The organism is Angustibacter aerolatus (assembly GCF_054776675.1).
Window position 1 is genome coordinate 1 of sequence record NZ_BAAHBM010000095.1, and the last position, 11350, is coordinate 11350.

Annotated in this window: 8 protein-coding genes; 5 read left to right on the top strand and 3 right to left on the bottom strand. The window is 76.0% G+C overall.

Translation table 11 applies throughout. The annotated features are described in order from the left end of the window. The 5 genes from ACYVI6_RS16070 to ACYVI6_RS16090 all read left to right on the top strand — a co-directional run. Positions 1 to 1251 (top strand): S1C family serine protease (locus ACYVI6_RS16070; RefSeq protein WP_460447334.1); only part of this gene is annotated, 1251 nt, incomplete at its 5' end. A gap of 69 nt (positions 1252 to 1320) precedes the next feature. Then, positions 1321 to 3348 (top strand): HelD family protein, encoded by a 2028-nt coding sequence (locus ACYVI6_RS16075; RefSeq protein WP_460447335.1) that lies wholly within the window; start codon positions 1321 to 1323, stop codon positions 3346 to 3348. A 33-nt stretch (positions 3349 to 3381) separates the two neighbouring features. After that, positions 3382 to 4146: a class I SAM-dependent methyltransferase gene (locus tag ACYVI6_RS16080; protein ID WP_460447336.1), complete on the top strand. Its 765-nt coding sequence runs from the start codon at positions 3382 to 3384 to the stop codon at positions 4144 to 4146. Next, the gene (locus ACYVI6_RS16085) at positions 4146 to 4637 is read left to right on the top strand and encodes a hypothetical protein (RefSeq protein WP_460447337.1); all 492 of its coding nucleotides are present in this window, start codon (positions 4146 to 4148) and stop codon (positions 4635 to 4637) included. Before ACYVI6_RS16080 ends, ACYVI6_RS16085 begins: the two co-directional genes overlap by 1 nt. 5 nt (positions 4638 to 4642) lie before the next feature. Further along, positions 4643 to 6586 carry a glycosyltransferase gene (locus ACYVI6_RS16090; protein WP_460447338.1) on the top strand — a complete coding sequence of 648 codons (1944 nt, stop codon included), beginning with the start codon at positions 4643 to 4645 and terminating at the stop codon, positions 6584 to 6586. Here the strand turns inward: ACYVI6_RS16090 and ACYVI6_RS16095 are convergent. The 3 genes from ACYVI6_RS16095 to ACYVI6_RS16105 all read right to left on the bottom strand — a co-directional run. Beyond that, positions 6583 to 8004, bottom strand: coding sequence for an SDR family NAD(P)-dependent oxidoreductase (locus ACYVI6_RS16095; RefSeq protein WP_460447339.1), 1422 nt, complete (start codon positions 8002 to 8004; stop codon positions 6583 to 6585). The two genes, ACYVI6_RS16090 and ACYVI6_RS16095, sit on opposite strands and share 4 nt — an antisense overlap. Before the next feature lie 93 nt (positions 8005 to 8097). Continuing rightward, entirely contained in the window at positions 8098 to 9873 is a 1776-nt protein-coding gene (locus tag ACYVI6_RS16100; protein ID WP_460447340.1) for a CDP-glycerol glycerophosphotransferase family protein, read from the bottom strand. Then, a partial coding sequence (locus ACYVI6_RS16105) for a CDP-glycerol glycerophosphotransferase family protein (protein ID WP_460447341.1) occupies positions 9857 to 11350 on the bottom strand: 1494 nt, incomplete at its 5' end. The genes ACYVI6_RS16105 and ACYVI6_RS16100, both read right to left, overlap by 17 nt.

The window sequence follows — 11350 nt, forward strand, 5'->3', positions numbered from 1 at the left end:
CCCGGCGCCGCCGCGTACGGCGGGCAGCCCGGCTCGACGCAGACCGGCGAGCTGCCCGGCGCCGGTGGCCGCGAGGGTCGCGGACGCCGTCGGGTCGTCGACGCCGCGATCGCGGCCATCGTCGCCGCCGTCGTCGCCGCCGGCACCACCGCGGCGGTCATGAGCACCGACGACTCGCCCGCCAGCAGCACCACGACCTCGGGCACCCGGGCGGCCGGCACCAGCGCCGGGCCCGTCGTGCAGGCCAACGGCGGCTCCATCGACTGGAACGCCGTCGCCACCAAGGTCGAGCCCAGCGTCGTCGCCATCTCGATCAGCTCGCAGAGCGGCAGCGGCCAGGGCTCGGGCGTCGTGCTCGACGACGCCGGGCACGTGCTGACCAACAACCACGTCGCCAGCGCCGGCGGCAGCAACGCCAAGCTGCAGGTCACGCTGAACGACGGCCGCACCTACGACGCCTCGGTCGTCGGCACCGACCCCTCGACCGACCTCGCGGTGCTGAAGATGAGCGGGGCCACCGACCTCACGCCGGCCACCCTCGGCGACTCGGACGCCGTGCAGGTCGGCCAGAACGTGATGGCCGTCGGCAACCCGCTCGGGCTGGCCGGCACCGTCACCACCGGCATCGTCAGCGCGCTCGACCGGCCCGTGACGACGTCGTCCGAGGAGGAGCAGCAGCAGAGCGACCCGTTCGGCCAGGGCCAGGGCGGCGACTCCAGCGCGTCCGACCCGGTGGTCACCAACGCGATCCAGACCGACGCGGCGGTGAACCCCGGCAACTCCGGCGGCGCGCTGGTCGACACCAGCGGCCGGGTCGTGGGCATCCCGTCGTCCATCGCCTCGCTCGGGCAGTCCGCCGGCAGCAGCCAGTCCGGCAGCATCGGCCTCGGCTTCTCGATCCCGATCAACGAGGCGAAGGCGATCGCCGACCAGCTCATCAGCAGCGGCACCGCCGACCACCCCTACCTGGGCGTCACGCTCGACGACGGCACCGTGAAGGACGGCACCGCGACCCGGGCCGCCGCGGTCGTGCAGACCGTGTCCTCCGGCACCCCCGCCGCGAACGCCGGGCTGCGCCAGGGCGACGCCGTCATCGCGGTGAACGGCGACCCGGTCAACGGCTCCGAGTCGCTCGTCGCGCAGATCCGCGAGAAGCAGGTCGGTGCGAAGGTCGAGCTGACCACCGTGCGCAGCGGCAGCGAGCGCAAGGTCTCCGTCACCCTCACGAAGCGGCCCACCACCGGCCAGTGACCCGTACCGCCGACGCCCCCACCCGCCACGGGTGGGGGCGTCGTGCGTTCGGGAGTAGGTTCGCTCCTCGTGCCCGACGTCGACCCGCTGCTCGCCGCCGAGCAGGCGCACCTGGCGCGGGCCCGGGCGCAGCTGGCACGGATGCGCGAGCGCACGCTGTCGCTCGAGGTGCAGGGCGGCGACCGGATCAGCAGCGAGGTGCTCGCGGCGACGCTGCACCAGCGGGCGACGTCGCTGCTCGACGACCCGACGTCGACGCTGTTCTTCGGGCGGATCGACGTCGACGACCCGGGCGGCCGGGGCCGCGAGCGCTGGTACGTCGGACGACGGCACGTGGCCGACGAGGCGGGCGACCCGGTGGTGGTCGACTGGCGGGCCGACGTGTCGCGCGGCTTCTACCGGGCCAGCCGCGCCGAGCCGATGGGCGTGGTGCTGCGCCGCCGGTTCGGGGTCGACCACGGGCGGCTCACGGCGTACGAGGACGAGCACCTGACCGACGCCGGCGAGGCCGAGGCGCGCTCGCAGATCCTCGCCGCCGAGATCGAGCGCCCGCGCGTCGGGCCGATGCGCGACATCGTGGCCACGATCCAGCCCGAGCAGGACGAGATCGTGCGGGCCGACGTCGCGACGACGGTGTGCGTGCAGGGTGCGCCGGGCACCGGCAAGACCGCCGTCGGCCTGCACCGCGCGGCGTGGCTGCTCTACGCCCACCGCGACCGGCTGGCCCGCAGCGGCGTGCTCGTCGTCGGCCCGAACCGGTCCTTCCTCGAGCACGTCGGCGCCGTGCTGCCGGCGCTCGGCGAGGTCGAGGTCGGGCACACGACCGTCGAGGACATGGTGGCGGCGGTGCCGGTGCGCCGCACCGAGCCGGCCGACGTCGCGACGCTCAAGGGCGACGCGCGGATGGCGGAGGTGCTGCGGCGCGCCGTGTGGTCGCGGGTCGGCACCGCCCGCGAGGCGCTCGTCGTGCCCCGCGGCTCGGTGCGCTGGCGGGTGCCGGCGCACCGCGTGGCCGAGCTGCTCGACGAGCTGCGCACCCGCGGCGTCCGGTACGGCGCGGCCAGGGCGATGCTGCCCCAGCGGCTCGCGCACGCGGTGCTGCTGCAGATGGAGGCGGCCGGCGACTCCCCCGACGACCGGGTGCAGGACACCGTCGCCCGCTCGCGGCCGGTGAAGCAGTACGCCGACGCGGTGTGGCCGGCCCTCGACGCCGCCCGGGTCGTGATGGACCTGCTCGGCGACCCGGCGGCGCTCGCGGCCGCCGCCGACGGCGTGCTCGACGACGGCGAGCAGGCGCTGCTGCGGTGGGACGCGCCGGTGCGCGGGCCGCGCACCGCCCCGTGGACGGCGGCCGACGCCGTGCTGGTCGACGAGGTCGCCGACCTGCTGCAGCGGACGACGAGCCTGGGCCACGTGGTGCTCGACGAGGCGCAGGACCTCAGCCCGATGCAGCTGCGCGCCGTCGGACGCCGGTGCTCGACCGGTTCGATGACCGTGCTGGGCGACATCGCGCAGGGCACCACGCCGTGGTCGACCCGCTCGTGGGCCGAGTCGCTCGACCACCTCGGGCAGCACGGCGCGCACGTCGAGGAGCTGACCCGGGGGTTCCGCGTGCCGCAGGCGGTCATCGACTTCGCGGCCCGGCTGCTGCCGCACGTCGCGCCCGACCTCACCCCGCCCGAGTCGGTGCGCGACGACCCCGGTCACCTCGACCTGGTGCGGGTCGAGCCCCCCGACCTGTGGGACGCCGTCCGCTCGGTCACGACCGAGGCGCTCGCCGACGAGGGGTCGGTCGGGTTGATCGTCCCCGACGCCTGGGTGCGTCGGGCCGCGACGACGCTCGACGACGCCGGCCTCGAGCACCTCGAGCTCGGCAGCGACCACGAGGACGGCGCGCACCGCCTGCACCTCGTGCCCGCGACCGTCGCCAAGGGCCTCGAGTTCGACCGGGTGGTCGTCGTCGAGCCCGCGGCGATCGCGGACGCCGAGCCCGACGTCCGCACCGGGCTGCGCCGGCTGTACGTCGTGCTGACCCGCGCGGTGACCGGGCTCGCCGTCGTCCACGGCCTCGACCTGCCGGAGCCGCTCGCGCCCTAGGGTGGGGCGAACACCTGCGACCGGGAGGCCCACGTGCTGCGTCACGACCTGCTGCGCCAGCTGCACCGCGCCCTGCGCCCACGCACCTACCTCGAGGTGGGGGTGAACGACGGGCGCAGCCTGAGCCTGTCGCGGGCCCGGTCGGTGGCGATCGACCCGGCGTTCAAGGTCACCGTCGACCTGCGCGCCGACCTGCACCTGGTGCGCAGCACGAGCGACGAGGTCTTCACCACCCCCGGCGCCCTCTCGCACCTGCGCGGGCGGCCGGTCGACCTCGGCTTCGTCGACGGCCTGCACCTGGCCGAGTTCGCGCTGCGCGACTTCATGCACCTCGAGCGGCTCACCACGCCCGGCAGCGTCGTCGTGGTCGACGACGTGCTGCCGCGCGACGTGCCCGAGGCGGCCCGCGACCGGCACACCCTGGCCTGGACCGGCGACGTCTACAAGGTGGTCGACGTGCTGCGCCGGTACCGGCCCGACCTCGTCGTGCTGGAGGTCGACACCGGCCCGACCGGCACGGCCGTCGTGCTCTGCCCGGACGCCGGCTCGCAGGTGCTGCACGAGGCGTACGACGAGATCGTGGAGCAGCTGGTGACCCCCGACCCCCAGGTGGTGCCCGCCTCGGTGCTGGGTCGCACCCACGCGGTCGACCCGGCGCGGCTGCTCGCCTCGCCGGCGTGGTCGGCGCTGCGGCTGCTGCGGGCGCACCGGCGTCCCGACCCCGGGCGCGTCCGGGAGGCGGTGGCCGACCTGGTCGAGCTCGACCGGCAGGCCCGCGACGTGCAGGCGGTGCGCTGATGGCCGGCCCGCGCGAGGTCGCCCTCGCCCTCAGCCTCGCCCGGCGCCGCGGCGACGACCTGGTCGTGCGGGTGCAGCTGCCCACCGGGCAGCCCCCGGCGGCCGGCAGCGAGCTGCTGCTGCGGCGGCACGGCGTCGAGCTGACGGCCGCCGCCGAGGTCGTGGCGGCACCGCGCGGCTGCGTGGTGGCCGGGACCTTCACCGGTCCCGTGGGCGAGCCCGGCAGCTCGACGAGCTGGCGCCTGCACCTGCGCTCCGGGAGTCGCACGCAGCGGATCGGCGCGTTCGTGCGGCTGCCCGCGGACGGCCCGGTCGCCCTGCTCTGGGGCGACCCGGCCGGCCCGACGGGCACCGCCGCGCCGTCGACGGCCCGGGCCGCCGGCGCCCGGGCCGGTGCGCTGGCCGACCGCGAGCTCGCCGTGCTGCCCACCGACCGCGCGCTGCGCCTCCGCGGGGCCCTCCGGTCCGCCGGCCGGCGGGTGCTGAGGTAACCCGCGTGACGGCTGCCGGAGACCGCCCCGACGAGCTCGACGTCAGCGTCGTCGTGGCGACGTACCGCTCCGGCGAACGACTCGACCTCGCGCTGGCCAGCGTCGCGGCGCAGACCCTGGCGCCCGAGCGCTTCGAGGTGGTCGTCGTCGACGACGGGTCGGGCGACGACACGCTCGACCGGGCGCGCGCGTTCGCGGCGGCGCACCCCCGGCTGCAGGTGGTGGTCGACGCCATCGAGCCGAGCGGCTGGCCCGGGCGGCCGCGCAACGTCGGCGTCGCCCGGGCCCGTGGCCGCTTCCTGCTGTTCATGGACCACGACGACCACCTGTACCCCGACGCGCTGTCGGCCATGACGACCTTCGGCGACCGCCACGACCTCGACCTCGTGCTCGGCAAGGAGGCGGCAGCCGGCGGCGCCACGCCCGGGTGGCGCACCTGGCGGGCCGACGTCCCCGTCGTCGAGCGCGTCGACCAGGCGGTGCTGCAGTGCATGACGCCGCACAAGCTGTACCGCCGCGCGTTCTGGGAGAGCGCGCGCGTGCGGTTCCCCGAGGGCCGGGTGCGCCTCGAGGACTACGACGTGAACGCCCAGGTGATCGCCCGCGGCGCCCGGGTCGGGGTGCTCGCCTCGGTGCCCTGCTACCGCTGGAACCTGCGCGGGTCCGCCTCGCGCAACGACGCGTTCGACCAGGACGTCTACTGGGCCTCGTTCGACCACTCGCTGCTGGCCGTCGAGGAGCTGCCCGACGGCGACCTGCGCGAGCAGCTGCTGGTGCGGTGGTTCGCCAGCCGGGTGCTCGGGCGGGCCGGGCCGCGGCTGCTGCGCTACCAGCCGCAGAACCGGCCGGCGCTGCTGCAGCGGCTGCGCGGCACCCTGCGGCACTTCCCGCCGCACCTCGACCGGCTGCTCGCCCCGGCCGACCTGGCCCGCGCGACGCTGCTGCGCTCGTCCGTGCCCGGCGTCGACGAGCTGCTGGCCGAGCTGGCCGGGCTCGACCAGGGCACGCGGGTGGTCACCGAGCCGGCGCGGGTGCGGTGGCGCGACGGCGCGCTGTCGATCACGGTCGAGGGCGTGCTGCACGACGGCAGCGGCGCGCCGATGGACTTCGACCGGGTCGACGACCGGCTGCTGCGGCGGCTGCCCCCCGGGGTCGGCACGGCGCTCGACGCCCTCGACCCCGCGGTCCGCGACGTCACGCAGGCCGTCGAGGAGGGCGCGGTCGACCTGGTCGTGCGCGGCCGCGAGGACGACGTCGAGTGGGCGCTGCCCACGGTCGGCCGCCTGCAGGCCGCCACCGACGAGGCCACCGGTCGCACCCACCTGCGGGTGCACGCGGAGGCCGTCCTCGACCCCGCCGACGCCGCGCTGGGTGCGCCGCTCACCGACCAGATCTGGTCGGTGCAGCTGCGGGTCGACGCACTGGGGTTCGCCCCGGTCACCCGGCTGCGGACGCCGGCCGCGCTGCCGCCGGGTGTCGTCGGCGACCGGGCGGTCGTGCCCTACCGCACCGACCGCGGCAACCTCGCCGTCGACGTCGGACCCACGCGCCGCACCGTGGTCGGCAGCGCGCGGCCGGGCCCGGGCGACGTCCGCACCGGCCCGGACGGTCTCTCGCTGCGGCTGCCCGCGCTGCACGCGCACGGGTCGTCCGCGCCGAAGCCGGTCACCCTGCTGGTCGGTGACCGCGAGCTGCCGGCGCGCCTGCTGCCGGCGCAGCGCACGGTCCGCTCGACCGGCCCGCTGCCGCCGCTGCCGCCGGGCGCCCACCCCCTCGAGGTGCGAGTCGACGGTCGCCGCAGCCGGACGAACCTGGTGCTCGACGCCGACGCCACCGGTGGCCTGCACGCCCGGCGGGCCGGCGAACCGCCCTGGGCCCCGCCGGTCCAGGCACCCGCTGCGACGCTGCGGCGCGCCGTCCGGGTCGTCCGCCGTCGGCTCGGCCGCTAGGAGGCGTCGCCGGCGGCCTGGGTGAAGGGGTCGTCCTTGCGCACGTCGATCACGTGCCCGGTGGTGTTCGACAGCATGACGTCGAGCGAGACCCGGGCCACCACGTTGCTGTCGAGCAGCGACTGGGCCGGCTCGTCGCCGAAGGCCTTGCGGCGCATGGGCGTGCCGGTACGCTCCGGGTTGATGCAGTTGACCCGCACCCGGTCGGCGGCCCACTCGTCCGACAGCGCCTGGGTCAGGTTGACGACCGCCGCCTTGGCCGAGGAGTAGAGGCTGTAGCCGGCGCGGCCGCGGGTGTACGAGCTCGACGTGAACAGCAGCAGCGCCCCGCCGGTCTCGCGCAGCGCCGGGAAGAACTCCTGCGCGATGTGCACCGGCGCCAGGTAGTTGATTTCGGTGGCGGCGTAGATGGTCTCCTCGGACGTCTCGTCGAGGTCGCCGCGCGGCAGCACGCCGGCGGTGTTCACCACGAAGTCGATGCGGCCGGTCTCGTCGAGCACCTGCTGCCGGGCGGCGCGCAGGTCCTCGCGGCGCTCGACGTGCGTGCCCGTCGTCGAGCGGCTGAACGTGCGCACGATGGCGCCGTGCTGGGCCGCGAGCGCCGCGATGTCGGCGCCGATGCCGTAGCTGCCGCCGAACACGACGACCGTGCGACCGCTCAGCTCGGCGCGGTACTCGTCGTCGGTGCGCGGCTCGGGCAGGTCCTGGCTGGTCAGCTGGAAGAGCTTGTCGGCGAGGTAGACGTCGATCGGCTCGGTGACCTTCATGTTGCGCTCGTCGCCGGCGACCACGGCGATCGGCACGTCGGGCAGGTAGCGCAGCACGACGGTGCAGTCGTCGGTGGCCACGAAGTCGGGGTCGGCCGACGCCAGCTCGTAGGCGCGCCGGATCACCGACAGCCGGAACGCCTGCGGGGTCTGCCCGCGCCGCAGCAGCGAGCGCGGCAGCACGTCGTCGATCGTCTCCGGCCCGTCGCCCGCGCCGACCTGGATGATCGTGTCGGCCGACGGGATGGCGGTGTCGACGGCGTCGTACCGCTCGAGCGCGGCGACGCAGTCGGCGACGATGCGCTGGCTGAGCAGCGGGCGCACCGCGTCGTGGAAGAGCACGTTGCACTCGTCCTCGCCGAGGGCGGCGAGCGCTCGCGCGGTGGTGCCGTTGCGGGTGCCGGCGCCCTCGAGCACCTTCGTGACCTTGGCGTACCCGCCGCGGCGCACCACGGCGTGCACCTCGTCGAGGTAGCCCGGCGTCATCATCACGACAATCTCGTCGACCAGCGGGCTGGCCTGCAGGATCGCGATGGTGTGCTCGATGATCGGCCGCCCGGCGATCTTGATGAGCTGCTTGGGGATGTCGAGGCCCACGCGCGAGCCGACACCTCCGGCCAGGACCACGGCGACGTTGCGGGGGCGACTCACCCGGCGCACTCTACCGACGCGCGGGGGCCCCGCCCGGCACACCGCGTCGGGCGTCGGGCAGCGTGGCGGCAGGGGGCGGCGACGGCGGCACGGTCAGCCGGGCTCGCCCACGTCGGCGACGTCGGCCAGGTCCTCGAGGTCGACGCGCCGCTTGTCGGCGAGCTCGACGCAGGAGGTGATGGCGGCGGTGAAGGCGTCGAGGGACTGCTCGGCGGTGAGGCCGCCCAGGTAGAACCGCCGCACCTGCGCCCGCTCGCGCGCCAGCTCGTCGGCACCGAGCAGGCCGGCCAGCACCTGGCCCGCGTCGGTGCCGTCGGGCCGGACGACGGCGGCGGCCCGGGCGACGGGGTGCCGGGCGGCGAAGTCGGTGGCGTACCTGGCGCCGGCCCCTGCGGCGACCACCGCCATCGGCTTGCCCGACACGAGGTAGTCGACGAGCACGCTCGACAGGTCGGCGACCAGCACGTCGCTCGCGTTCGCGCTGTCGGCGAACTCGGTGCCCTGCTCGACCTGCGCACCCCAGCGGTGGTCGCGACCGGTGCGGGCGGCGTCCTGCGCGAGCAGCTGCTCGACCTCGGCCACCCAGCCGCGCTCGGCGCTGCGCCGGCGGCTGAACGGGTGCGGCCGGAAGAGCACCCGCACCGGCTGCGAGAGCAGGCCGCGCACGACCTCCGCGGCCACCGGCAGCGACGAGTGCGAGCTGGCGGCGTTGTACCCGGCCCAGGTCGGGGCGTAGAGCACCACGGGCAGGTCGTCGCCCGGGCGCGGGCCGGCTGGCGCGATGGCGCCGAGCTGGGGCCGGCCGACCACGACGAACCGGTCGAGCGAGATGTCGATGCCGTGCCGGCCGTACCGCTCGATCGCCGCCTGCCCGGCGACCAGCACGCGGTCGAACATGGCGTGCGACGGGTGGTACGACAGCGCCTTGTCGGACTCGCCGTGCCCGAGGTAGACGTGCACCAGCTGGCGGTAGCCGACGAAGTTGGTGTTCGTCGAGGCGGCGTTCACGTAGAGCGCCACGCGGGCCGACGGCACCACCACGTCGTCCAGGTCGCGCCACGCCGCGCGCGACACCACCGGCGCCGTCGTCACCTCGGCGACCGCGGCCAGCGCCTCGGGGCCGCGGGTGACCACCGCGAACCGGCGGCCGGTGCGCTCGAGCGCCGGCAGCCACATGGCGACCTGGTGGGCGCCGCCGTCGTCGCGGCCGTTGTAGACGAGCAGCTCGGGGGCGTGCCGCTCGAGCGCGGCCCGCAGCGCGGCCGACCGGGCTCGCCGGCCGAGGAGGTCGCGCAGCCCGGCCGCGCCCGCCACCAGCGCCACCGCGGCGTGCAGCACCCCCAGCCCCACCCAGGCCGCGCCGTCGGCGTCGGTCACCGCGAGCAGGCCGGTGAGCGCGGTGACGACCACGCCGCCCAGGCCGACGACGCCCAGCGGCCGCTGCGAGCGCTGCGCCCCCAGGCCGGGCAGGTGCTCGGCGTCGGCCGGCGGGCGCAGCCGGGTGAGCACCGGTTCGACGACGGCGACCAGCAGCAGCAGCCCGAGCCCCCAGCGCACCGACGTCGTCGGGCCGGCACCCAGCGCCGTGGTCAGCACGAGCAGCGCACGACCGCCGAGCCGGGTCGCGACCACCACCGCGGCGTCGACCCTGGTGCGCTCGGACGCCGGGTGCGGCACCACGGCGTCGACCACCCACCACAGCAGCGACAGCACCCAGCGCGCCACGACGACCGCCTGCGGCCCGCGCGCGGCGACCACCACGAGCGCGACCACGGCGAGCCCGGCCGCGGCGGTCGACGCGACGGTGGCCGTGGCGCCGCCGAGCGGGCCGCGCAGCCGCTGGCGCCCGGCGTCACTCCACGAGGGCACGGGCGTCCTCCCGGAGGTCGACGGACCGCGGGGTGTCGACGACGCGGCGCGCGGCGTCGAGGAAGCCCTCGGCGTAGCGGTCGGCCGGGAAGTCCCCCAGGTAGTACGTCTTGGTGGCCCGGCGCTGCTCGCGCAGCGGGTCGTCGACGAGCAGGCCGTCGAGCACCGCGTCGACGTCGTGCAGGTCGCCGGAGAGCACGTACGCCGCCACCGCGACCGGCGCCTCGGCGACCAGCTGGTCGCTGGTGGCGTCGACGGCCACGATCGAGAACGGCTTCTCGGAGTACAGGTAGTCGGAGACCACCGCCGAGACGTCGGCGACCATGGCGTCGCTGCGGTTGAAGCACTCCTCGAGCGTGAGGTCCTGCTCGGCGGCGCGACCCCACAGGTGCTGCCGGCCGGTGGCCGCGCGGTCGGCGTCGAGCAGGGCGCCGATCTCGCGGATCAGCCGCCGGGCGACGGGGTAGCCGTAGTTCAGCGGGTGCGCCCGGAAGATCACCGTGCAGCCGCGGTCGAGGAGGGCCTGCACGATGCCGCGGCCGACGGGCAGCGAGTAGACGTTCGTGTCGGCGAACGGGCCCACCCACGTCGGCGCGTACAGCACCGTCGGTTCGGCGGGCACCGGCGTCCGGACGACGTCGATGGCCTCGACCTGCGGACGCCCGACGACCTCGAACTTGGCCGGGTCGATGTCGACGCCGTGCCGCCCGTAGCGGTCGATGCCGGCCTGACCGGCCGTGAAGATGCGGTCGTAGATGGCGTGCACCGGGTTGAAGCAGGCGGGCTTCTCGGAGTCGCCGTGGTTCAGCCAGACGTGCGTCAGCTCGCGGCGCTCCACGTAGTGCGTGTTCTTCAGCCCGTTGTTCACGTAGAACACCGTGGTCACCGAGGAGGCCATGGTGTCGTCGAGGCTGCGCAGCGTCGGGCAGTGCACGATCGGGGCGTCGGTGAGCTCGGCGATCGGGCCGATCGAGCTGGCGAACCGGGTGACCACCACGAAGCGCCGTCCGAGCCGCTCGAGGTACGGCATCCACATGCCCACCTGGTAGCCGGCGCCGGCGGTCGCCGCGTAGTAGAGGACGAACTCCGGCTGGTACGCCTCCAGGGCCGGCAGCACCTGCTCGCGGGCGACGTCGCTCGCCCGCAGCAGGCGGACGTCGGCCACCAGCAGGCCGAGCAGCAGCAGCACCAGCAGGCCGGTCGCGACGACCGTGACCACGACCGGGCCGTCGACGGCCGCCACCACCAGCGCGAGGGCCGCGACGGCGAGCCCGGCCGGGTAGAGGGCGCGGTGCACCGCCGACGCCGCGGGCGCGTAGTCGAGCCCGGGCAGGTGCAGCACCCGCAGCCGCGGGCGGTCGAGCACCCGCCGGGTCCAGCCCTCCAGGCCGGGGACGACGAGCAGCAGCGCGGTGGCGTCGGCCGCGCCGGCGCCGACGTCGAGCGCCGCCAGCAGCCCGGCCGTGGCGGCGACGAG

Excerpts from the sequence above, each read along its gene's own strand:
- ACYVI6_RS16085 (WP_460447337.1), top strand. The coding sequence starts at position 4,146 with ATGGCCGGCCCGCGCGAGGTCGCCCTCGCCCTCAGCCTCGCCCGGCGC.